Source organism: Bacillus clarus (assembly GCF_000746925.1).
In the GTDB taxonomy this organism is placed as follows: Bacteria; Bacillota; Bacilli; order Bacillales; family Bacillaceae_G; genus Bacillus_A; species Bacillus_A clarus.
Map to the genome: position 1 here is coordinate 13,198 of NZ_JMQC01000007.1, position 23,957 is coordinate 37,154.

General features: G+C 35.9%; 28 protein-coding genes. 25 read left to right on the forward strand and 3 right to left on the reverse strand.

The genetic code is table 11. The features are described from left to right. Window positions 1-39 precede the first annotated feature (39 nt). The 24 genes from DJ93_RS00340 (at window position 40) to DJ93_RS00450 (ending at window position 19,074) form a co-directional block, all read left to right on the forward strand. The gene (locus tag DJ93_RS00340) at window positions 40-453 is read left to right on the forward strand and encodes a hypothetical protein (protein ID WP_042978666.1); all 414 of its coding nucleotides are present in this window, start codon (window positions 40-42) and stop codon (window positions 451-453) included. Window positions 454-476: 23 nt separating this feature from the next. After that, complete coding sequence (locus DJ93_RS00345; protein WP_042978667.1) at window positions 477-767, forward strand: DUF5592 family protein; 291 nt, start codon at window positions 477-479, stop codon at window positions 765-767. Between the two features lie 13 nt (window positions 768-780). Continuing rightward, entirely contained in the window at window positions 781-1,641 is an 861-nt protein-coding gene (locus tag DJ93_RS00350) for a hypothetical protein (protein WP_042978668.1), read from the forward strand. A 9-nt stretch (window positions 1,642-1,650) separates the two neighbouring features. Next, window positions 1,651-3,591, forward strand: coding sequence for a VirB4 family type IV secretion system protein (locus DJ93_RS00355; protein WP_042978669.1), 1,941 nt, complete (start codon window positions 1,651-1,653; stop codon window positions 3,589-3,591). A gap of 3 nt (window positions 3,592-3,594) precedes the next feature. Further along, window positions 3,595-4,716: a bifunctional lytic transglycosylase/C40 family peptidase gene (locus tag DJ93_RS00360; protein ID WP_042978670.1), complete on the forward strand. Its 1,122-nt coding sequence runs from the start codon at window positions 3,595-3,597 to the stop codon at window positions 4,714-4,716. Between the two features lie 18 nt (window positions 4,717-4,734). Further along, window positions 4,735-5,043 carry a hypothetical protein gene (locus DJ93_RS00365; protein ID WP_042978671.1) on the forward strand — a complete coding sequence of 103 codons (309 nt, stop codon included), beginning with the start codon at window positions 4,735-4,737 and terminating at the stop codon, window positions 5,041-5,043. A 44-nt stretch (window positions 5,044-5,087) separates the two neighbouring features. Further along, on the forward strand, window positions 5,088-5,687 hold the full coding sequence (locus DJ93_RS00370) for a hypothetical protein (protein ID WP_042978672.1): 600 nt from the start codon (window positions 5,088-5,090) through the stop codon (window positions 5,685-5,687). Window positions 5,688-5,707: 20 nt separating this feature from the next. Beyond that, a complete protein-coding gene (locus tag DJ93_RS00375; RefSeq protein WP_042978673.1) occupies window positions 5,708-6,580 on the forward strand; it encodes a hypothetical protein in 873 nt (290 codons plus the stop codon). A 257-nt stretch (window positions 6,581-6,837) separates the two neighbouring features. After that, a complete protein-coding gene (locus DJ93_RS00380) occupies window positions 6,838-7,095 on the forward strand; it encodes a hypothetical protein (protein ID WP_042978674.1) in 258 nt (85 codons plus the stop codon). Further along, window positions 7,092-8,300 (forward strand): MobP2 family relaxase, encoded by a 1,209-nt coding sequence (gene mobP2 / locus DJ93_RS00385; protein ID WP_042978675.1) that lies wholly within the window; start codon window positions 7,092-7,094, stop codon window positions 8,298-8,300. Before DJ93_RS00380 ends, mobP2 begins: the two co-directional genes overlap by 4 nt. Continuing rightward, window positions 8,297-8,764, forward strand: coding sequence for a hypothetical protein (locus tag DJ93_RS00390; RefSeq protein WP_042978676.1), 468 nt, complete (start codon window positions 8,297-8,299; stop codon window positions 8,762-8,764). The genes mobP2 and DJ93_RS00390 overlap by 4 nt, the downstream gene beginning before the upstream one ends. 18 nt (window positions 8,765-8,782) lie before the next feature. Further along, window positions 8,783-9,079, forward strand: a complete 297-nt coding sequence (locus DJ93_RS00395) for a hypothetical protein (RefSeq protein ID WP_042978677.1) — start codon at window positions 8,783-8,785, stop codon at window positions 9,077-9,079. Window positions 9,080-9,118: 39 nt separating this feature from the next. Next, window positions 9,119-9,400 (forward strand): hypothetical protein, encoded by a 282-nt coding sequence (locus tag DJ93_RS00400; RefSeq protein ID WP_042978678.1) that lies wholly within the window; start codon window positions 9,119-9,121, stop codon window positions 9,398-9,400. Beyond that, entirely contained in the window at window positions 9,393-11,243 is a 1,851-nt protein-coding gene (locus tag DJ93_RS00405; RefSeq protein WP_042978679.1) for an ArdC-like ssDNA-binding domain-containing protein, read from the forward strand. Before DJ93_RS00400 ends, DJ93_RS00405 begins: the two co-directional genes overlap by 8 nt. 94 nt (window positions 11,244-11,337) lie before the next feature. Further along, entirely contained in the window at window positions 11,338-12,480 is a 1,143-nt protein-coding gene (locus tag DJ93_RS00410; RefSeq protein ID WP_042978680.1) for a hypothetical protein, read from the forward strand. Window positions 12,481-12,551: 71 nt separating this feature from the next. After that, the gene (locus DJ93_RS00415) at window positions 12,552-12,740 is read left to right on the forward strand and encodes a hypothetical protein (protein ID WP_042978681.1); all 189 of its coding nucleotides are present in this window, start codon (window positions 12,552-12,554) and stop codon (window positions 12,738-12,740) included. After that, entirely contained in the window at window positions 12,737-12,886 is a 150-nt protein-coding gene (locus DJ93_RS33020) for a hypothetical protein (protein WP_181969246.1), read from the forward strand. The genes DJ93_RS00415 and DJ93_RS33020 overlap by 4 nt, the downstream gene beginning before the upstream one ends. Before the next feature lie 3 nt (window positions 12,887-12,889). After that, window positions 12,890-15,544 carry a type IA DNA topoisomerase gene (locus DJ93_RS00420; RefSeq protein ID WP_042978736.1) on the forward strand — a complete coding sequence of 885 codons (2,655 nt, stop codon included), beginning with the start codon at window positions 12,890-12,892 and terminating at the stop codon, window positions 15,542-15,544. A 71-nt stretch (window positions 15,545-15,615) separates the two neighbouring features. Beyond that, a complete protein-coding gene (locus DJ93_RS00425; RefSeq protein ID WP_042978682.1) occupies window positions 15,616-16,614 on the forward strand; it encodes a DUF3991 and toprim domain-containing protein in 999 nt (332 codons plus the stop codon). Continuing rightward, window positions 16,607-17,269: a restriction endonuclease gene (locus DJ93_RS00430; RefSeq protein ID WP_042978683.1), complete on the forward strand. Its 663-nt coding sequence runs from the start codon at window positions 16,607-16,609 to the stop codon at window positions 17,267-17,269. The genes DJ93_RS00425 and DJ93_RS00430 overlap by 8 nt, the downstream gene beginning before the upstream one ends. Window positions 17,270-17,592: 323 nt before the next feature. After that, a complete protein-coding gene (locus DJ93_RS00435; RefSeq protein ID WP_042978684.1) occupies window positions 17,593-17,781 on the forward strand; it encodes a hypothetical protein in 189 nt (62 codons plus the stop codon). Window positions 17,782-18,023: 242 nt separating this feature from the next. After that, window positions 18,024-18,263 carry a helix-turn-helix domain-containing protein gene (locus tag DJ93_RS00440; protein WP_042978685.1) on the forward strand — a complete coding sequence of 80 codons (240 nt, stop codon included), beginning with the start codon at window positions 18,024-18,026 and terminating at the stop codon, window positions 18,261-18,263. Between the two features lie 26 nt (window positions 18,264-18,289). Continuing rightward, window positions 18,290-18,772 carry a single-stranded DNA-binding protein gene (gene ssb / locus DJ93_RS00445; protein ID WP_042978686.1) on the forward strand — a complete coding sequence of 161 codons (483 nt, stop codon included), beginning with the start codon at window positions 18,290-18,292 and terminating at the stop codon, window positions 18,770-18,772. Between the two features lie 59 nt (window positions 18,773-18,831). Beyond that, complete coding sequence (locus DJ93_RS00450; protein ID WP_042978687.1) at window positions 18,832-19,074, forward strand: hypothetical protein; 243 nt, start codon at window positions 18,832-18,834, stop codon at window positions 19,072-19,074. Between the two features lie 140 nt (window positions 19,075-19,214). Here DJ93_RS00450 and DJ93_RS00455 read toward each other — a convergent pair whose 3' ends face one another. Continuing rightward, window positions 19,215-19,820: a recombinase family protein gene (locus tag DJ93_RS00455; RefSeq protein WP_042978688.1), complete on the reverse strand. Its 606-nt coding sequence runs from the start codon at window positions 19,818-19,820 to the stop codon at window positions 19,215-19,217. 188 nt (window positions 19,821-20,008) lie between these two features. Between DJ93_RS00455 and DJ93_RS00460 the strand changes: the two genes are divergently transcribed. Next, entirely contained in the window at window positions 20,009-22,957 is a 2,949-nt protein-coding gene (locus DJ93_RS00460; protein WP_042978689.1) for a Tn3 family transposase, read from the forward strand. Between the two features lie 217 nt (window positions 22,958-23,174). Here DJ93_RS00460 and DJ93_RS33545 read toward each other — a convergent pair whose 3' ends face one another. Together DJ93_RS33545 and DJ93_RS33550 are read right to left on the reverse strand one after the other, a co-directional pair. Further along, the gene (locus DJ93_RS33545; RefSeq protein ID WP_338151482.1) at window positions 23,175-23,654 is read right to left on the reverse strand and encodes a geobacillin-26 family protein; all 480 of its coding nucleotides are present in this window, start codon (window positions 23,652-23,654) and stop codon (window positions 23,175-23,177) included. A 2-nt stretch (window positions 23,655-23,656) separates the two neighbouring features. Further along, window positions 23,657-23,905 (reverse strand): hypothetical protein, encoded by a 249-nt coding sequence (locus tag DJ93_RS33550; RefSeq protein WP_042978691.1) that lies wholly within the window; start codon window positions 23,903-23,905, stop codon window positions 23,657-23,659. Window positions 23,906-23,957: the final 52 nt, after the last annotated feature.

The window sequence follows — 23,957 nt, forward strand, 5'->3', positions numbered from 1 at the left end:
TTTTTTCGGTTTTAAAATGGGAATGAGGAGGATGCAGGTATGAATTATCAAATCGCAACACATATAAAGGTGAATAAAGGATCCCTTTCACCGTATGAAGTTCATGTGAAAGTCCTATATGACGATCCTTTATTTGAATCACGTATACAAGAACTTGTAAGAAAATATGATCCGGTTCTTTATACAAGTCGAAGAGATTTTCTAACGAGTTGGTTATTAAAGACCAAGTGGCATGTGTCTATTCTTAGCTTAGAGGCGGAAAGAAGAATGGATTTCATACGAAATAAAGATCCAATTGAGACCCACATAAAGTTATCGCCTAAAAAATTTGATTTTCAAGAGGGATTGTATGCATTTAAACAGCGATGTGATGCAGAAGAAGTAAGCATGAAAATGATGAATGTAATTGAAAAGTTTCTAGAAAAAGAGAGTGCAATCTATGCTCAGATTTAAATGTGGGTTAGGAGGGAATAAAAATGGCAAATTATAATATCCCGAAAGAAATACGAACGGAATTAAAGATTAACAAAGCATTATTTTTATTTGATTTACTCTTTATTATTGGACTTGTGGTTTTCACCATGACAACGAAGCCTTTGATTCATCCCATGTTTCAAATTCCATATTATATTTTTATGTTGATAGTAGGAGTCCTTTTAATTGTCCGACCCAATACAAATCCTCAGAAACGGATGTTTGAGGTACTGTTTATTATGTTAGCTAGAAAACGTTCTACGTATTGTGCAATTGATCAGGAACAAGATTAAAGGAGGAAATGGGATGGCATTATTCAATGAAAAAGAAATGAATAGACAGGTAGAAAAGAAGAGCGAAACCAAACCTTCTCCGCAACCACCAAAACAAGAAAAGAAACCAGGTGAGGTAGTAAAAATAAAAGGGTTTCAAGAAAAGAAAGAAACGCAACCTGTCGTTGCTCCTTTGAGAGAAGAAGTCATGCCGGTGAAGAAATCAAAGAAAAATATAATGCAACATTTGGGCAATAAGAAGCAAGAGGTCGTACAAAAAACAGCGAAGATTGACGAGGCTTCGGGAAGACAGGGGAGAAAAGAAAAAGAGAAAAAAGTAAAAAAAGCCAAAAAGAAAGAAAAGCCGCCTCATATAAAAAAGAGTATTGCGGAGATTATACCGATTATTGATATTACCGAATCGGGTGTTTTTGAATTTCGAGAAGAACAAGGTTTTGTAGATATCTTGCAGATCCAGGGAACAGATATTTACTCCATGAACGAGGAAGAAGCTGAATTTGCTATTTATCACCTTGCACACTATTACCAATCGTATCAAGAGTCCATCAAAATTGTATCTATGAATTTTCCGGTTTCTACAGAACCGCAACAACGTTTTCTACTCAAGAAAATTGAAGCATGTCAGAATCCATTATACGAGCGTTTTCTCGTACAAAAATTGAAAGAACTTCAGTATTTAGAATGGGGTCGCACAAACCGTGAGTACTTTTTATTTGTATATGGTGAGAGTGAATTTGTTGTAAAAGAAAGGGTGGACTCTTCGAAACGGTACTTGCAACGATGCATACCATTACTGGAGATGGAAGTGGAAAAGAAAATAGAAATCTTATATAAATTGCATAATCAAAACTCAAAAATTGGTTCGAAAAAATAAGGAGAGGTGATGGGTGTGTCTGTACTTAATTTTTTTAAGAGAAAACAAAAGAAAGAAGAGAAAAAAGAAAAGAAACAAATCAGTAAGGAATTAGTTTCCCAAATTCAACCGCAAGGGGGAATCAAATTCAAGGAGTTATATGTCCAAAATGGAGATGGATTACAAACGTGCGTTCATGTATATGGCTATCAAACTACGGTAAATGACTTTTGGCAAGAGCCTATTATGAATATACCGAATGTGATTACAACGTTAGATATTATAAGTGACAGCCGAAAAATAGTGATTGAATCCATTAATAAATCAATGGCGGAGCAAAGCGTTCGACATGCGAACGCAAAAGAAAATATTGAACGAATTGAAGCGGAACAACAGTTTAAAGAGTTGGAACAGTTGTATCAACAAGTATCAAAAGGCGAGGTGCTGAAACGAGTTCATTTACGTATCTATATTTCCGCAAGAACAATGGCAGAGCTTGAAAAACAAGCAAAAGAGGTCATGGAAACACTGGAATCTTATAATTTTAGAGGTGCCATTTTCTTAAACGAACAAGAACATGAATGGGCTTCTCTTACATCAAGTTTTGAGATGCAAAAGCAATATATTAATAAACGAAATGGGAAAGAAATACCAGCTCTTTCTTTAGCAGGAGGGTTTCCATTTCACTTTACATTTCTAAATGATCCATATGGGATTTATTACGGCACTACCAAAACAAAGGGGAGTGTCATTTTTGATTTGTTCCATAAAGATAAACAACGAAAGAGTTATAACGGCGTTGTAATTGGTAAAATGGGAGCCGGCAAGTCTACCTTATTGAAAAAAATTATGAGTGATAATGCAATGAAGGGATATAAGATTCGAGGCTTTGATATTACAGGTGAGTTTGAGGATATTGTGCAAGAATATAACGGGAGGCAAATCGCACTGGATGGGTCACAAGGGAAAATTAATCCGCTTCAAGTGTATAAGACGGCTGAAACGGAAGAAGGTTCGTTTACCCAGCATTTATCTAAAATGAGTATCTTTTATCGCTTTATTGCGCCAGAAGCAAAAGATGATGAAATTAAGGAGTATGAGAATTTACTGCGTAAAATGTATGTAGCTAAGAAATTATGGAGTGATGAAGCGGGAGCTGTCAATCATATTACGAGTTTACCAGCAAATGAATATCCGATTTTCTCAGATTATTTACATTTTGTTCGTACAGAATTATATGAAGATATAGAGAAAGAAATCTACCGTTCTAATGTGAGTCCGACTCGTAAGGAACGGTTAGAACTGATTGAATTAAACCTTATTAATTTAGTAGACAATTATGGACATTTATTTAACGGTATTTCCACGATAGACGATTTCTCTAAAGAGCAAATTGTCTTTTTTTCATTACGCCATCTCATGAGTTTAAAAGAAGAAATCTATCAAGCACAGATTTTCAGTGTGATGAACTTAATGTGGGATGAGATGCTAGAAAACGGAAAACCGCAGTGGAAAGCGTTTGATAGAAAAGAATTAAAATTTGAAGACGTAATGCGTTTTCTTATTATCATGGACGAAGCACATCATTTAATAAATACGAGTGAACGTAGTCAACATGCGGTGGATTTCACGATTAAGTTTAGCCGAGAAGCACGTAAATATTTTGCAGGGATTGTATTTGCAAGTCATTCTATTCGGGATTTTGTGCCAGAGGATGCAAGTGTGGCGGCGGTAGAAAAAATTAAGACACTCTTTGAGCTTACGCAGTACAAATTTATTATGCAACAAGATAGCAACAATCTAGATATGTTACGACGAGTGTTTGCGGGGCAAATCAGTACAAGTGAACTGAATGAAATACCGTTTTTACCAACAGGAGATGTGCTCTTATGCATTAGTGCTGTAAAGAATATTTTATTTAAAGTCGATGTAACAGAAGAAGAGTTAGCGTTGTTTGGAGGAGGGGCATAATTCATGCATCTTGTACTGAAAATCATTCCGAAAAAGTGGCTGATTGTAATCGCTCTGAGTCTACTTTTTCTTCTTGGAACGATTCTGTTAGGCGCTACAATGACACTCATCGGTGGTATGGAGGGAAATAAAAAACAAGGGAATATTACATACCCACAAGGTGGTATAGGGACGGCGAATGTTTCGGCTGAAGTGTTGAAATGGGAACCTACGATTCGGAAGTATGCCCAGCAATTCGGCGTCGAGGCGTTCGTCCCGTTAATGCTTAGTCAAATGATGCAGGAGAGTGGCGGACGAGGACTCGATCCGATGCAAAGTTCCGAAGGAGCTTACAATACAAAGTATTGTAAAGGGCCCAATTGTATTACGGATCCAGACTACTCCATTTGGGCTGGTGTTCAAGAATTTAAGCACGCAATTGAACGAGCGGGCGTCACGGGACCGGGTGATATGGATCATATTAAAACAGCTTTACAGGCTTACAATTTCGGGACAGGATTTTTTGATTTTATTGCCAATCATGGTGGTAAATACACAAAAGAATTAGCCATTCAATTCTCCGCAGAGCAATATCAAAAGGTAAAACATACAGGCATGTATCGTTGTGTAAGATCAGAGATGATACCATACGGGGCATGTTATGGCGACGCGCTCTATGTTGATGCCGTGCTGAAATATTATACACCTGGTGTGCCTGTTAACGGTGGTGGAGGTGCCGTAGGAGGCGGTTCTTCCGGCTCACAAGTTGCCGATGTGGGGCGTCAATGGATAGGACGTTCTACTTATGTATTTGGTGGTGGTCGTAACACAAATGACATTGCAAGAGGCATTTTTGATTGTAGTAGTTTTGTACGCTGGGCATTCGAACAGGTAGGAATGAATGTAAGTCCAATGGGAGCTGTAAGTACAGAAACCTTGAATAAAATTGGTACACAAATTTCACCAATGGAAATGAAAGCTGGCGATGTTATTTTCTTTGATACGTATAAACATGATGGTCATGTTGGACTTGTAATTGATCAGAATACTTTCATTGGCTGTCAAACAAATAAAGGAGTTTCAATCGAAACTTTATCAAATCCATACTGGAGTAAAGTATTTAAAGGTCATGTGAGAAGGTTCTAAATGTAAGGAGTGTAGAAAATGTCAAAACTGGTTTTTCAAAAACAGTATCAAGGAGTAATGCTGAAGGTATTCATTGCCATGTGGATCATGCTTGGTTTTTCTGGTGACATATATATGCTTGGTATAATCCCATCTTTTGCTTTGCTGATTTTTACGCTTGTAAATTTCGAAATGTTAAATAAGATAAATAGTTTAAATAAGTTAAATAAAAAGTCAGGTAAACAAACTGAGAAAGTACCCTTAGGGAAAGTGAATGAGTTACGAACGATGAATGTATTGTTTGGGTTTGGTTGGTTAGTAGGTTTTTTACTAAATATAATCATATGAGTGCGATTTTTATAGAAAGAATTTGAAAATGAGGAGGTAGAAAAATGCAAGAAGATAAAAATAAAGACAAAAGAAAAAGCATATTTATAATGCTTGCGCTTGCGATTGCAGGCGTTACTTTTTTGAACATCTTTTTGTATGCCCGTAATGATGAAACAGGTGATGTAAAACAATTAAAAGTTAAAAATCAGGTGTTACAAACTGAAAATGAAGAACTCAAAAAGAAAGTAAAGGAAACATTTCCTTCAGAACAGGAACAACAGAGGCAAGCGTATCTTTCAACAGTAGAAAAGTTTATCCAGTTGTCGTTTCATCGAGAAAAACAAGGTTATGAGGAGCGAAGAGCGCAAGCGAAAAAACTGATGAAGGACGAAGTATTTCAACTCTTTTATCCAACGGATACATTCGAAATGGATGACACATATGTATCTAAACCATCTGATATGAAGTTATATTTACAAGCCTATATGATTGGAGCTTCTCAAGTAGAGGTCATTGCGGAATTTCAAAATACAATGACCATTGGAGCGAATGGGACAACGGACAAAACGAAAAATGTGATGAAAGTAACAGTGCAAAAAACTCAAGAGAATTGGCAAGTAACCAATGTTGAAGAACTATCAGTTCAAATCATTGCATCTTAAAAAAGTGAGGTGTCGAGTACATGGAGGTTGTGAACAGTGGTGTGAATTTAAGACGGAAAAAATCATGGATATACGGTTTGATTGTAGGATTTATGCTTGTTGGTTTTTTCTTGTTCTTTACTTCGAAATTATATGTTCCCTATGAAGAGCCGGTTTATCATACAGAGCTGAAAAAGCCGGTTGCGTTATTTGGAAATCGAACAATGACAGTGGAAAGAAGAGCGTATGATCCAGCTTCTCATACAATAGAAATGTTTCTTCATGTAGATGGAGAAGATGGAGAAAAATATCAGTTTCAAGCGCAAGAAAAAGCAAATCCGAATCTTCAATTACCAGTGAAAGTTGTGTATCAAGATGATGAAAATATTGTTGTACAAGTGAAAGAGTTATCTCCGAAATGGCAAGCAGTTGCGCTGGATGTATTTGAAAAAAATAATCAAGATGTGACGCTAGAGACAAAGCAAAAGAATGAAGAAGATAAAGAGAATTCAAAAGAAGATGACAAGCAAACGTTCTTAAAATCTCTCTTCTCCGATCAAAATAAAACAGATGTAGAAGAGGGGGTTTCACAAAAAAGTAAAGGCTCTTATGCGAAAGTATTTATTGGTATCGAGCAAAAAACATTAAAAGAAAAAGTAAAACAATACGATGCAATGATGAAACAAGAAACATCCAAACAAACACAGTGGCAAGAGCAAATCACGGAATGGAAGAATGACGCTAAGTATCAAACGGAAACGGAAAAGATGGAACATGATGCGAAAATCAATTCAAAAGAAACGAATATTAAGCAATCAAAAGACGAGGTTGAACTATACAAATGGGAGCAAGGACAAATCAAAGAAAAGATTAAAAAATTAGACGAGAAGGCGAAAGATGCGGAGCGGTTATGAAAAAAGTCGGGTCGACCAAGACTCGACTTTAGCCATTTTTGAGTCGACCACGAGTCAACCTATGTAGAAAAACGACTCGACCGTGACTCAATCAGAGGGGAATTTGAGTCGACCTCGACTCGACTTTTTAGAGTTCTTCTTGTTCCCACGGTTTCGCTAGGCTTTGCCTAGCTTCACACCCTAGGTGGGAACAAAAACCCCTTATGCTCTTCTCACTCTTTGTAGTGGAGATCCCAAATTTAGAGGAGGAAATGAAAATGGAGGTAAGAGTTCGAAATATGAATCCAGTTGCGGTGAAACGAATTGATGAAATCGCAAAGACAAAAGGGCTTTCAAGAGATAAATTCTTACAAGGTCAACTGGAAACTTTAGCTTTTTATCGAGAACAACAAAATCGTGAATTGTATCTTCAACAGTTGCTCGAAAAAAATATCTATGCAATGGAAAGTTGTTTCGAAGCTGTAAAGGAGATGAATGCTTTTTTACAAATGATGACGAAGGATGATGAGGCGTGAGTCAATCAACAAGTCCCTCACAAACAACAGTGACACCTGGTGTCGTGACCGTGTCTCGGTTTGTTACCGCCGATGGCAAAACATTTCAAGATTATGTGGAGTATGTTGACCGAGAGGATGCGAAAAGAGAAGGGGGAGCTCATGAGAAAATGTTTTCTCTGTATCAGGATTATATGGGAGATACGGAGAAAACATCTTCACTCTTTACGGAGCATAGTAACGGTTTAAAGGAAAATGAAAAGAAAGATCTGAAAAAGATGTTCCAGCTCGCACAAAAGAATAAGAGTATCATGTGGCAAGATGTCATCACATTTGATAATCAGTGGCTCGCTGAACACGGTGTTTATGATCCCAGGACACGTACTGTAGATGATGCAAAGTTGATGGATGTCACGCGGTTAGCGATGAAAGAAATGTTGAAAAGAGAGCGATTAGAACATACAGCTATATGGTCAGGAGCGATTCACTATAACACGGATAACCTTCACATTCATGTCGCAACTGTTGAACCATTTCCAACTAGAGACCGTGGGAAGCGGAAACAAAAAACGTTAGATGCCATGAAAGGAAAAGTGGTTCAAAATATTATGGATCGTGGTCAGGAACAAAAACAAATTAATGATTTGATTCGAAAGAATATGGTTGCCAAAAAGAAAGAGGATTCCACATTCACATGGCGCAACCGAGAGCTAAAGCCACTATTCCAGTTCATTTATAAACGTTTACCAGAGGATAAAAGGCAATGGCAATATAGCTACAATACATTGCGTCCCCTCCGTCCTCATCTTGATGCATTAACGCAGAAATATATTGAGAAGCATCATAAAGAAGATTATAAACAGTTTCTTCAAAAGTTAGATAAAGAGGTGGAGGTATTAAAGCGAGCTTATGGAGAAGGGTCTGGTGATAAGAAACGATATGAAAATTATAAGGAAAATAAAATAGAAGAGCTTCACAAACGAATGGGCAACGCATTTTTGCAAGAGATGAAAGCCTACGATAAAGAACGACAACGTATTGATAAAATGTTAGATCGAAAGCCTAGAGATCGAAAAAACTTTCAGCAAAATATTTCGATGCAATATGCACTCAAAAAGATGGAAGGTGCATTTAAAAGTGAGTATGAAAGTTGGAAAAACCAACGTTATTATGAACGCCTTCAGAGGGATATCCAACAACAAAATGAGAGGGGATATGAACGATGAAAGAAAACGAGGTAAAGCGGTTATTTACGATTGATGAAGAAACAGATCATTACTTTAGGGCTTATATGGAAGAACATCAAATTCGATATAACGGTGTAGCACTTGCCAAAATGTGTAGAGATCATGAGCAAGCTAAACAACAAGAATGGTCACTTCGGTATATTACAGAAGTCGTGACAAAACATCTTCATGAAGTATTAAAAGAAGAGCTGACGAAAATCCGACTTGGTACCAATAGTGCGGATAAAAATACGCAAATGTTACTGGAGTTTATGAATGGGATTTATGAACATGAAAATTATCAAGGAGTTTGTACAACTGATATCTCAGAAACAGAAGCAACAAAACATATAAGAAAAGTAGTGGAGGAAAGAATTGCACATAAAAGACAAAAGAAGGTAGATCATCAGGCATCCAGAGGACAAAAAGAAACAGTATTAGTATCTGTTGATGAAATCAATTGATAAGGGAGTGAGTGAGAGATGGGGCTTTCAGGAATTGAACCGATTGTGACCGTGCCAAAGTCGTTAAGTATGATTTGTATCCTGTTATTCATTACATGTGTGGGGATGATTATCAGTTTGGTTTTCAGAAAAGAATGGGGAAAGATACTACGTTTGATGGTGCTAACTAGTATATGCGGTTTAGGGTTACTATTTTTATATGTGACAAAGGTGATAGAGGAACCTTTGTATCTATTGAATGGTGCCATGGTTGTTGTTCCATTCTTATTTCTGTTTAGTGTGAGAGAGTGGAATGCAAGAGCAGAAAAAAAGTAGAAGAGCATAAAAAATACTTATATTGAAGGAGAAGATACTATGTTATTGTTTCATGAAGACATTGAACTTGGAATCATAAAATTTATTGGTGAAAGAGAAGTCACTTTTGAAGTGGGCAATCAAGAAGTTACAATCCAGTTAACAGAAGAGGAGGAACAAGAGCTAGTCAATTATATTGAGCTTCCACAAAATGATTTAATCATCCCAATCAATATGAAAACTCGTACAATATGTGTTCCAACAGATTTAGAAACCTGGAATGAAGAAACGATGGATGAATTAATAGAAGCTTCATCAAAGGGAGCGGAAAATAATGAGTAAAAAGCGTTCCCCTGTTTCATTTGAAGAGAAAAAACAAAAGGTAGAAGCACTGACGAAAAAGATGGAAAAAAGTATAGAAGGTTACTTTCGTTCGCCAGGAGATTTAAAAGAGTATTTATCATTTATGGCAAAATTTTATCGATATTCACCATCTAATATTGCATTAATACAGAGTCAATTTGAGGGATCCAGAGCCGTGGGTTCCTTTTCTTTTTGGAAAGAAAAAGGATTTTCGGTTAATAAGGGTGAGAAAGGAATACAGATCCTTGTTCCGAACCGGACAACAGCAAAATTCAAAGATAAAACTGGAACTTGGAAACCAGTTGCAAAAGCAAATGAAGAAGAAAAAAAACAAATTGAATCTAAAAATGTAGAAGTTAAACCAGGTCGTTTATATTTTTCTATTGGATATGTATTCGATGTGTCACAAACGAACGCAAAAGCGGAAGATTTACCTCGTATTTTTCCAAATCGTTGGCTAGAAGGAACTGTAAAAGATTATAAGAGTTTGTACAAAGGAATGGAAGCTATTGCGGAAAAGAACGGTGTGAAAATTATTGAACCGAAGCATGAGCTTGGGGTTGCAAAGGGGGTGAGCTACACCTTAACAAAAGAGGTGGCTTTAAATCCACGAAATAGTGAATTGCAAAATGTAAAAACGCTTCTTCATGAATTAGCCCATGCAAAACTTCATACAGCAGAAACGCATATGAATTACTCAGCACCAGAAAAAGAGTTTCAAGCTGAAATGACAGCATATGTAGTTTCTTCTCATTTTGGGCTAGATACCAGTGAATATTCATTAGGATACTTAGCCAATTGGACACAAGGGAAAGAGTTAAAAGATAAATCAAAATTACTAAAAGAAGTACATGAAACTTCTACTGAATTTATTGAAACGATAGAACACACTTTGGAAAAAGAGAAAGAACAAATACAAGAAAAAGAGGTGGAAAGTATGGCAAATATAAAGGATATGGATCATAATAATACATTAGAAAGTTTGAAAGAAACACCCGCTCATTTGGTAACGATTGAAGTCTTAGATAAGGATAAACAAGATGAGGAAGTTGCAAGAATACACATGATGGATGCTGTGACAAAAGAAATTAATTACTTATCAGTATGGAATCTTGATAAATCTGATCGAGAAGACTTATATGTTTCTTTAATGGAGAAAAACGGTAATCGAGAAAATGTCTATTTGGACAATATTTTGAAACCAGATGTATATGAAAAAGTTCAGAATTCCATCTTCGACGGAAAAGGCAATCAATCGTTTCTTCTACATGAGAAAGATGCAAAAATGAGCCTAGATGAAATAGTAAAAGACGAAAGATATGGCGTTTTAGTCGATAAGGCAGAGGAGCAAAAGAACCCAGCGTTTAGTGAAAAAGAATTGAAATTATATCAAGAAATGAAAAAAGAAGGATATGCACCGATTGGATCACTTGAACAAAAAATAAATCCACTTCCGCACACAGCTACACATGTTAAGGCTTCCATGGAAAAAGAATTGAGTGGAAAATATGAATCTTTTAAGCGAGCGCAATCTCATGAAACAGTAAACGATATCGATAGTATTATCCATCGTGTACAAATGGAAGAACGGTATTTTGCGACGAAACATGTAGCCATTGATAATGAACTCATCACACAAGAGTCTGTCACACAATTAGAACATAAAGTGCAAGAAAAGTTGAATAAAGAAGGGGTTACGGTTACAAAACAGACGGCATCTAAGGTGGTTGATCGGGAAAAACAATTTGAACCATTCGTGAATTTTACGCAGTTCCAAAATGTTGCAAAGAAAAAGAAAGAAGAAGTGGAATTAGAGCGATAGATTGGCTGTATAAATAACTAAATAAAGAAAAATTGTCATCACTTATCGTTGGGAGCGGAAAGTGATTTTTTTATTTTAAAGGAGGAAGGTAAAAATGAATATACAGGAACAAGTAAAACAAGAAGATGTACAACATACACTATATAAATACGCGGTGAACACGGCTGGAATAGCAAAAGAGAGGTTCCCAAAAGAGAATATGCAGGAACTGAGAAGAGGTGTCGAATCAGGTGTGACGCGTTTTGCAATTCCATCTGTGACAAGCGCAATGGACTGGGGGCAAGGAGATATCACACTTGATGTTCATCATGATACTGGGAAAGTGAGAGTATATGAACAAGAAATAGATGGTGAGAATTGGTCGAAATCCTCTCTTCGATTTAAAGGGGAAAAGTTGTTGTCTGAAGTGGTGAAAGAACACGAAGAAAAACCTCAAAAAACACATCAAATTGTAAAAAATATACCGAAAGAATTAGAAACTCGCTATCGAGCATTTGTAGAAGCTAAAAGACAAGAAGATGAATACAATACAGACAGTATGTTGAGAGTGATGCGTACAGAAGACAAATATACGACATTACGGAAAACAGCAATTGAACAAGGGGTAATTGCTGAAACATCCATTCAAAGGATGGAATATAAGGTAGAACAGTCTTTTGAACCGTTAGAACAATTAAAGACAAAAGATAAGGTGATGATACCAAAAGAAACTCCGAAAGATGCTTATAAAGAGTCATATAAGGAACAAGTACTAGAAGAGATTGCTCCTTCACAGGAGGAGGAACAATATAAAGAACAGTATAAGGCTGAAGTATTGGCAACTCTGGAGATTGGTAAAGAGAAGTCAACTGATTCCAAAGAACAGGTATCAAAAGAAGAGAAAATGGAAGCTCGCCCAGGGAAACAAGAGGAAACGTATTCCAAGAGTCGGGAAGAACGTGTCAAAGAAATGAAAGAGTTTGAGAAAACACATCCTTATCCTGAAGTATATCGGTTGAAGAAGGAAGCTCTTCAGGAGTTAAAAGGAATGAATCTAACAGATTCTCAGCGTGAAAAGTTAACGAACCTCGAAAAAGCCCTAGATCAAGAAAAACAAGAATATGATAAAAAGAGCAACAAAGAATCTAGTCAGGAAAAAGAACTAAAAAACGAAAATAAATTCGCACAGATTTTCCATCGGTTTAAAGGGGTGAAAAAGAAAGAACAGCCAAAGGAAACGGAAATGGAACGTTCTTAATAGACACATTGTAAGAAGAGTACTGTTAAACAGTGCTCTTCTTCTTTTTAACAACGAAAGGGGAGAGAATAATGGTAAATATCGTTGAGATTGTAGACATTGATTATACAGGCGTTTGGGCAGAAACGAAGGATGCAGAAGAATTGATTTTCATTTCTTTACCGAAAGAAAAAATTCGAATTGTACGTGAAACGCTGTCAGAGAAAAAACAAATGTATGTCTTTCTTCAGAACGAATGGGAATGGAGAAAGATGTCATGAATCCTTGGTTATTTGCTGGCTGTATGTATGTTACTTGTAATCGTGACAATGAACGTTTGCATATGGATGGGACAATGTGCGGTAAAACGATTCAAACTACGAAAAATGAAGCGTCAAAATTAAATTACATATATGAGGAGGAATAAATGGTGGGAAAAACATTATTTATTGCGGAAAAGCCAAAAGTTGCATACGAATTATTAAAATCACCACGTTTTCGAAATGCAGAAAAACATATGGGTAGTAAACCGTATTATGGATACTTTGAAAACCAGGAATATATTATTAGTTGGTGTTCGGGTCATTTATTAGAGCTGAAGCATCCAGAAGAAATGGATGAAAAATACAAAGAGTTTAAGTTTGAGCACTTACCGATTTTAGTAGAACCAGAGTATAAGGTGAAGCCGGATTATATCGAACAAATCAATATTTTAGTAGACCTGTTACAACGACAAGATGTAGATCATGTGGTCAACGCCTGTGATTGTGATAGAGAGGGTGAGCTCATTTATCGCGAAATGTATGAGTATGCGGGCGTAAATAAACGTCAATCTCGCTTATTTCTTGCTTCTTACGAACCGGCGGAGTTAGAGGCTAGATTGAATCGATTAGAACCAGGGGAAAACTATGACGGACTTGCAAACTCCGCAAAAGCAAGACAATACCTGGACTATCTTCTCGGAATTAATGTGACGAGAGGGTGTACAACGAAACTTGCTAAAAACCAATTCTTATTAGCGACGGGGCGTGTGCAAATGTGCCTGTTACATGAGATTTGGCAACGTGAAGTAGCAATAGAGAATTATAGAGAACAAACCTACTATAATTTGAAACTCATCACAGACAATGGCTTAGAGGCAATCATGAAGACAGAAGACCAATTATTAGATCCGTCTCCTTTGCAAAAGCTTGGTACTAAATTAGCTGGTACAGTATTAACGGTAACGGAGTTTAAAGAGAGTACCAGAAAAAAGAAACCAAAATTGTTATATAACTTGACGGATTTGTATAAAGAGGCTCATGCGAAGTTAAAAATAAGTGCAGAAACCGCTAAAAAGCATATTCAGAGTTTATATGAAGAAGGTTGGATTTCGTATCCTCGTTCGTCGTCTAGGCATTTGCCAACGGAAAAGATAGGCAGAGTACAAGAAGTATTCCAAGCCTTAGAGTCTACCAATTATGCTGATTTGGTGCGACTTGTAGATGCGTCTACCATTACAGAAAAACATACCACTTTTAACGATGAACTTGTAGATAGTCACTTTGCCATCATCCCGACAACCAAACCATATGACGGGACCAATAGAAAACCATTAGAAATTCAATTATATGATCTGATTGTAAAGCGATTTATTGGGAACTTTATGTCACCGGCTGTTTATTTGGTGCGTGAAGCACAATTCATGGATCAAGATGAAAATATATATAGTACAAAAGAGAAAGTTCTTCAAGAGAAGGGATTTTTAAGCGTATTTCACGAGGACATGGAAGAAGGGTCTGTGGAAAGCTTTCAAATCCCTTTTTTATATGAAGGGGACTCCTTCCAAATCGTAAAACATGACCTCATTCAATCCAAAACAAAGAAACCACCATTTCATACAGAAAGCTCCATTCTAACGTTTATGGAGACCGCCGGTCGCAAGTTAGATGACGACCATTTAAAAGAGTTAATGAAAGGAAAGCGGATTGGAACAGTCGCAACAGAGGAGACGTTTATTCCTAAGCTGGCAACGAGAAATTACATTACAGTTACCAATGGCCAAATTCGAACTACGAAAATTGGTCGTGCATTTGTAGAGAAGTTTCCGATAGATGAAATCAAAAATCCAGCTTATACGGCTGAAATGGAAGGGATGATTCATATGATCGAAAAGAAAGAAATGCCATATGGTGAGTTTGTGGAAAATACGAATACATTTGTGAAAGATACAGTTGTAAAACTTGGGGAAACAGAGGAAAAAGTGGCGGATGAAATGATTTTGAATTGGAATCAACAAATTGAAGTATGTCGTTGCCCATGTAAAAAGGGGGAAATCCTTCATAAAGGAAATTTCTATGGGTGCAGTAACTATCCTGAGTGTGAGATCCGTATGCCAAAGAAAATTAAAGAAAAAGCGATTCCTGAAGCACAAATAAAAAAGTTATTTGAAAGTAAGAAAACGGATTTGTTAAAAGGCTTTAAATCCGGTGAGAAAGAGTTTTCAGCGTACTTAGTGTTCCGAGAAGGCAAAGTACAATTCCAGTTTCCAACGACAGATGAGCTGTCTCTAGGGAAGTGCCCAACATGTAAAAAAGGGGATATCCTTCACCGGAAAACGTTTTTTGGATGCACAGAATATAAAAATGGTTGTAAGTTCATGTTGCCAGCTAAAATCAAAGAAAAAGCGATTCCTCCTTCTCAAATGAAAAAGATACTGAAGGGACAATGTTCTGACTTCATTCCAGGATTTAAAGGAGAAAAAGGTGAGTTTACAGCGGCACTTTATTTGGATAAGGAAGGACTAAAGTTCCGCTTTCCAACACTTGAAGATCGTACACTAGGGAAATGTCCACTGTGTAAGAGCCGAGTCATTGTAGGGAAATCAAATTACTTATGTGAACAATATAAAAAGACTTGTGAATTCATTATTCCAGGAGTTGTGTCTGGAAAGAAAATTAGTAATAACCATGTGATCAAACTATTAGAAAAGAATATGACCGATCAAATCAAGGGATTTGAGGCTAAAAATACGGGTAAGAAATTTGATGCTCGGCTATCTTACAGTACACAAGAGAAGCGATTGAAATTTTTATTCGGTAAATAATGTAGAGAACTGATACAAACAGTTCTCTTTTTTTATACTTGAAATCATTCACAACAAGGGGAGGTGCCAACATGACATATCGACTGGCAGAGGAGGAAGTCATGAAAGCAAAAGATGTGGATTTGTTGTCGTATTTAGAGTCCAAAGGGGAAAAATTTCAAAAAGAGGGAAACTATTACCGACATACGGAGCACGATAGCTTATTAATTCGCGACAATATGTATGCATGGAATAGCCGAGGAGAGAAAGGATATGGAGCCATTAGTTTTGCGAAAATGTACTATGGTATGTCTTTTCAAGAAGCTGTCCGTGATGTGAATCTTGGCGATTATCCAACCTTTACATCTTCTAAGGAAGACGAGCCGAAACAAGATGAGCCATTTCGATATCCAGGACATTTAGAAGCCCAAGATAAACAAGCAATTAAGCAGTATTTAACTCAGGAGCGGAAAATTGATTCCCGATTAGTCAATTGGTTAATTGGGCAGGACCTCATCGCGCAAGATAAAAAGAAGAATGTCGTGTTTAAATGGCGAGAACAAGGAGGAACAGGAGATATAGTAGGTGCAGAACGACAAGGAACGGTTAAGATGGAGAATAAGCGAGGCTCTTTCAAACAAATCTTACCGAACGGAAAACCGCATACAGGATTTACAGTGGATGTTGGGAAACCAACATCCATTTATTATTTTGAGAGCCCGATCGATCTTCTTTCCTATTGGACGTTACAACAAAACCGTCTTCAAAATGCAAGGCTAGTCAGTATGAATGGGCTGAAAATGAAGACGGTTTTACGTACATTTAAAGAAGCCAAAGATGAAGGATTTCCCGTGAATCGAATTGTCCTCGCAGTAGATAATGATAAAGCCGGGAAAGAATTTACGGAAAAGATAGGAGCTTTGACAATTACACCACGTGTCCAAATGCATCTTCCATCCCAGGAGAAAGATTGGAATGATGTACTAAAGGCAGTCATACAATCAACAGAAAAACAGCAACAGCTTCATAAACAAACACAACCACAGCAAAGGAAAACAATACCGAAAAAGGAGATGGAGCGAAGTGTCTAATACATTACCAATGCCAGGTATATTACAGATTTTCTTGTATGGAATGAGTCTTTATATTATCTTTCATATCTTAAAATGGAGTGTTGGAAAAATACGTGAAATTCGAATTCTGAAGAGGATGGCGAAGTCGGGGATTCATTACATCGACAAAATGGATGGATTTCAATTTGAGGTATATTTAAAAGCCCTTTTTCGAGAGCTTGGATACCGCCCAGAGGTCACAAAACGCTCTTGTGACTACGGCGTGGATGTCATTTTAAAAGGAAAAAATCGTATTGTAATCCAGGCGAAACGGTATGGGATAAAGAACCGAGTAGGGATTCGGGCTGTGCAAGAAGTGTATGCAGGGAAAGCATATTACAAGGCTGACGAGGCATGGATTGTAACCAATAGTGTATTTACAAAACAAGCTGAAGAACTAGCAAAAGTATGCCAGGTGAAACTCATGGATCGTTTTGAGCTTCAGAATTTGATTAACAAAGTGAATCCAGAACAAAAAGCGAAAGATGTGTATGAACAAGTCAATCCAGCGGAACGGAAATGTCCGGTTTGTAAAAATCAATTAGTCATTCGATATTCAAAGAAAAATGATAATAAGTTTTTTGGTTGTTCTCAATTTCCTTCTTGTACGCATACGGAAGCAGTCAATAAATGAGCTGAAAGCACTTTATTCAGCTCATTTTTAATTTTATTCAAAAAAAGAAGTTCTTATAAAAAACTGTTCCTCAGATTCCCATATAACGAATTTTATCATTACCACTAATGCAATAGGTATCCGTTGAGTAAAAATCTTATTTGAAATGTTTTAGGTACCTCAAATGATGTTTTAAAGTATTTCTTGTTAATTCATAAGAATTTTCACTTATTCTTCCGCGATAAAAATAAAAATTCAGAAATTTTAACATATAGACCTTGCAAGGGCGGATAGAATGAGTTAAAATGACCTTATAAGAGCGGAAGTGATAAGGAGTGATTACAATGAAAAAGAGGTCAGTTGAAGTGATTCAAGACTTAAGGCATTTCCTTACAAAAGGTCAAATTGGTTTCGATCTTAGTAATTTTAAGTACTACCAAATGTTTTGCAATGCTTTAGAAGCAACAGGTACACCATATCATTTGCAGGTCAATGAGTTAGAAAAAAATATGATAGTAATCAAAATGATGTAGAGAAAAGTGGGGATCAATGATGAAAATCAATACGCCAGAGTGGTTATCTTTGAGTAAGGAAATTAAAGTTAAACTCATTCGTTTGGCTATTTTAGAATCAAGATTTAAGTATCAAAAATAAAAACCCTCTGTTGCAAAAAGCAAACAAAGGGCATTTGAATGAGTATCGTACGGTGAAGGAATCTAGTACATTCGCTTCACTAACAGTATAGCATAAAAAGAAAGCAACAAAGGAGATATTCATGAAAGAGATCGAAAAGTACATGACACCAGCTGAAGCTTCATTTTATTGGGGGATTCCTCGTGAAACGCTGAAGCACAAAATTAGCCCTTCAGGTATGACTGACAAGAAAGTAGCAGACTTACAACGGATGTTAGATGAAGGCTTAATCAAATACTTTTTACATCCAAAAGGAAAGCGAAAGGAATGGATTATTAGCCAGCAAGCTATGTATGAATGGTTTGGTGAACCTAAAAAATAAAATGAATTAAGGGAGGAAATGAACATATGTCTTTAAATCGTACAATTTTAGTTGGTCGTCTTACGAAGGATCCTGATTTGCGTTACACGCCAAATGGCGTTGCGGTGGCAACGTTTACGCTAGCTGTTAATAGAGTTTTTGGGGAGGGGGCTGACTTTCTAAATATTGTTGTGTGGCGAAAGCAAGCTGAGAATGCAGCAAACTATCTAAAGAAAGGCAGTTTAGCTGGTGTAGATGGTCGTCTTCAGACACGTAATTATGAGGGGCAAGACGGGAAGCGCGTATATGTTACTGAAGTAGTTGCAGAGAGCGTACAATTTTTAGAGCCACGTAATAGTGGTGGAGGAGAACGTGATTCATTTAATCAACAACCAGTAGGTGCTGGTTTTGGTAATCAAGGTTCGAACTCATTTAATCAATCTAGTAATTCTGGATTTAAAAAGAATGATGATCCATTCTCTAATTCGGGTCAACCAATTGATATTTCGGACGACGATTTACCATTTTAATGGGAGAGTTAACGGAATTTTAATACAATTTGAATTTTATTAGAAAAGGAAGTGCGTTCATGTTTGCAACCATTACAACACATAATGGTCAAATAGTCAGAGAGGAAGATAGAGGAGAACCTCGATGTAGTAATTGTGGAATAATATCTAATGAGGCAAAAACATGTATCGCTGGTGGGTATTTATGTGAAGAAGAATGGGCTTGTTGTGAAGAATGTTATAACGAAATGGTTGAAAAAGGATGTTGCTTTGAAGAGCTAGGTAACAATGTGTACAGAGGGGTACAGCCGAGATACGTGTAAAAATAGGTCATAGACTTACTTTTATTTCCAATCCCATTTGAAATCCGATTTTATTATGTATAAAATTAATTCTTATTTGTCACGTGAGAATTTGCTTACATGACAAATAAGAACCAGATTTAAACAATCATATACCAACTCTAGCTAGGCATAGCATGCTTTATTCTATAGACCGTTTGCCTTGTTATGCCGTTTTCTTTTGCAATATGAGAAATGGCTTCGCCATTGTTTAACATTTCAACCACCCGATTATATACCAACCTCTTTTGTGGATCTTTTGCTTTCGAAGAGTAGAGGGTTGGTCTTCCTTTATAAACACCTTTCTGTTTAGCAATCGAAATTCCCTGTGCTTGCCTTCTTTTCGTTTCTGTTCGTTCTTGTTCCGCAATCATAGCTAAAATTTGAACGATTAAATCTTTAATAAATTTGTCTAATAAAGAATTTCCAATTGCTTCTGCCATGATAGGTAAGCTAGTAATAATTAATTTTACTTCCCTTTTCTTTAAGTAATTAACAGTCTGGATAATTTCATCATAATTACGTCCAAGTCTATCAATTGCTTCTACCATAAAGGTATCTCCACTTCGAACAAATTGTAGCGCCTCCTGAAACATTTCTCTATTATGAACAGATGCTCCAGATTTTTGTTCTGTAAATATTTTTTCCGCTCCAAATTCTTTTAAAGTTTCTATCTGTCTATTTAAATTTTGATCTAATGTGGAAACTCTAGCGTAAGCAATTTTCATTTTTCAAAATTCACCTCATTTTCTAACCTATTATCATACACCCTAATCATACGTTTGAAACTGAATGTTTTCAACAACTCATCAATGTATGATTAGAGTCTACCCATAATAGACAATTTTAAATGTTTTATCGTAAGATGAAAGAATCAACGATCCCATTGCGATAATTTTAATCAGGAGGAATACCAGTGACTTCAATTGAGCGTACCGCATATCCCAGGTTCAAACAAAATATATCTAAGAAAGAACTTGCAACAATTTATACGGTTACACATGAAGAAAATATATTTGCACATCGTATAGCCCGTGGAGAAAGTTCCGTTTTTATTTGTTTAGTTATGTTGAAATCTTTTCAGCGGTTAGGATATTTTCCACGACCTAAGGAGATCCCGCCGATTGTGTTGCAACATATTCAATCCGGTCTCCATATCCCTGATGAAGTAGAGATTAAATTCAATTCAAAAGTGATGTATCGACATCAAAAAGAAATCCGTCAGTATTTACAAGTCTCTACATTTGGAAAAGATGCTTTACATGTAGCAACAAAAGCTATTTATAAAGCTGCCTATGTGATGGATCACCCACCAGATTTAATTAATGTTGCCATTGAAGAATTAATTAAAGGACATTATGAGTTACCAGCATTCAGCACTTTGGATAGGCTTGTTCGTCGCGTCCGCACGTTAGTTAATAATCAATTGTGCCATACGGTTATGAACCGATTATCAAATCAAGAAAAACATAAACTGGATGAGCTATTACGCACTTCACAAGAAACCAAGCATTCCAGTTTTAATTATTTTAAAGAACTACCTAAAAGTCCCTCAATATCTCACATGAAAGAGCTACAAAACAAATTAGATTTTATTACATCGTTTATGTCAAACATCGAGGAATTGTTAAAAGAAGTTCCAAATTCTAAAGTCAAAAATTTCGCATTAGAAGCATTAGCTTTAGATGCATCGGAAATGAAGGATTTTACTATGGCGAAAAGATATACACTCCTATTATCAGTCATTTATCGTTCGCAAATTATAACAAGAGATCACTTAATAGATATGTTTTTAAAAAGGATTGCTAGGATACATAAAAAGGGAAAAGAAGAATTAGCTCTTTTGCGAGAAAAACAGCGCTCGATAAGTGAAAATCTTATTTCTATATTGAGTGAAGTTTTACATACGACTCATATGCATGACGATACGAATATAATAGGAAGTGAAATAACAGAATTATTCGAAAGAAGAGGTGGCATAGACTCTTTACAACAAGATAGTTATTCCCTTTCTTCTTATAACGGGAATAACTATCTTCCTCTACTAGAAAAGTTTTATAACAGTCATAGAAAGACCTTATTTCGATTGATTTCATTATTAAAATTAGATTCAACAACTCAGGATGATTCTCTCATAAAAGCTTTACAATTTTTATTGCTAAATGAAAATCGAAGGGTAGAACACCTTCCTACTAGTATTGATTTATCATTTGCTAACGAGCAATGGAAACAAACTCTTCGAGTTGGAAAAGGTTCTAATTTATTGTATCGTAAACGGCTTGAAATCTGTATATTTTCCTATTTAGCTTCAGAATTAAAGACGGGTGATGTGAGTGTACAAGGCTCTGAAAAATACGCCGATTATAGGAAACAGTTATTATCTTGGGAAGAATGTGAACTGTTAGTTAAAGAATATTGTAAAGAACTTAACTTCCCTTCATCTCCTACTCAATTTGTTAAACAACTGAAACAGAACTTAACTTCTGTTGCGAATACGGTAGATTCAAATTATCCGAATAATGGCCAGGTTATGATAACAGAAGATGGGGAACCAATTTTAAAACGATTTGTACGAAAAACGGTGTCAATAAGTAGCAAATTGTTGGAAAAAGAAATTACACAACGCTTACCTGAAAGAACTGTATTAGATATCCTTTGTAATGTAGAACATTGGACTCATTGGACAAAACATTTTGGTCCTTTATCTGGTTCAGATTCTAAACTAGAAGATCCAACGGAGCGTTATATTGTGACTACATTTGGATATGGATGTAATTTAGGTCCTACACAAACAGCTAAACATATGCGTAATACAATTACACCTCATATGCTTTCTTTTGTGAATCGCAGACATATTCATATTCCAAGATTAAATGCAGCACTTCAGGATGTTTTAAATCAATATCATACATTTAGTTTACCAAAGTTATGGGGAACGGGGAAAATAGCTGCAGCTGATGGAACAAAACATGATATGTACACAGAAAATTTAATATCAGAATACCATATTCGTTATGGTGGGTATGGAGCTTTGGCCTATCATCATGTTGCGGATAATTATATTGCTCTTTTTAGTCATTTTATTCCTTGCGGTGTTTGGGAAGCAATCTATATTATTGATGGATTATTAAAAAATAAATCTGATATTCAACCAGATACCCTTCATGCGGATACACAAGGACAGTCCACCCCTGTATTTGCCTTATCTTATCTATTAGGAATTCAACTTATGCCTAGAATTCGTAATTGGAAAGATTTAAAATTTTTCCGTCCAGATAAACATACGCAGTATAAACATATAGACCCCTTATTTAAAGATGTAATTGATTGGAGGTTGATTGAAACTCACTGGAAAGACCTGTTCCAAGTAGTTGTTTCTATTAAAATGGGAAAAATACTACCTTCAACACTTCTTAGAAAATTAAGCAGTAATAGCAAGAAAAATCGATTATATCAAGCATTTCAAGAACTTGGAAGAGTAATCCGGACAATATTCCTTCTTCAGTATATTTCAGATATGAAACTGCGTGAACAAATTACAGCTAGTACAAATAAAGTCGAAGCCTATAATGGATTTTCGAAATGGCTGTTCTTTGGTGGCGATGGTATTATTACGGAAAATGATCCAATCGAACAAGAAAAACGTATAAAATACAATGAGTTAATCACTAATTCTGTAATTTTTCAAAATGTGGTAGATATCACAACGATTTTATGGCAACTAAAAAATGAGGGTTATCGCTTTTCACGCCAAGATTTAGAAAGGATAAGTCCCTATATAACTAGACATATCAAACGATTTGGTGATTATGTAATTGACTTACAAAAGATTCCTCATCCAATAGAAGAAGAAATACCTCTATAAGGGGGCACACGACCGAAAAAAGAAAATTGTACGTTAAGGAGTTTTTTGGATGTTTTTTGCTCATCCCTCGAAAAGAAGGATTAAGATGAATATTCCAAATTGAGGTAATAACAGGGTTGTTGTCATGGACCGGAAAGTAAAAACACAGAGATTTGTCAACTCTGTGTTTTTAAAGGTTTCTTTGATTGGTCGCGCCTAAAAACAGCTGTCTTTTATTTTAATTAACTTGATGGAAGTAATAAGTAGCGTTATCAGCTTCTACAAATACTTTGTATAGGTCAGGAACAGCCCAAGCGGCAAGACCTATTGCACCTGCTGCTCCTGCAATTACAGTCCATGGATTTGGAGTTCTTAATAAAGTTAAACAAGCTATCCCTATTTCTCCACCAACTTTAGATAAAAACGAAACTTCATTTGTCATTAAGTTATTAACTGCGGTTCTAAATCCGTTTAAATCAGCTTTGTTTTCACTAGTTTGAAGTGGATTTTTAGCATAATCTACAGATGGAATTTTAATTACCCATACATTTCCTTTATAATAGGTATATTCAAAAGCTCCATCTAAAGAAACAGCACGGTCTATAACTTCCATTGCATAATTAGCTTTTTTATTTGCGTTTGCATAAAATTCATTAGCATTTGGTATATTGATAGTTTCTGTTGTTACAGAATTATCTGCGATCTTTTTTGTTGTTATATTTAATACCTTATTTTTTTATCATATGTAGACGTGACAACTATATTACTGTCTTTAGACTCTACTATCTTTTCATTGTCATCTTCTTTTAAAATTTTTATAATAGGTTGTTCTACTTGTTGTATATTTTTACTAGACGAAGTTGAAATAACCGAATCATTTGTTTCTGCAAAAGCACCTGTTGGGGTAATAGATGTTAATAAACCTAAAGTAATAGCTGAAACAATAATTTTATTTTTTCTAATTTTCATAGTGCATCCTCCAATAAATGTAATTTTTATAACAATACAAATAATAACAATT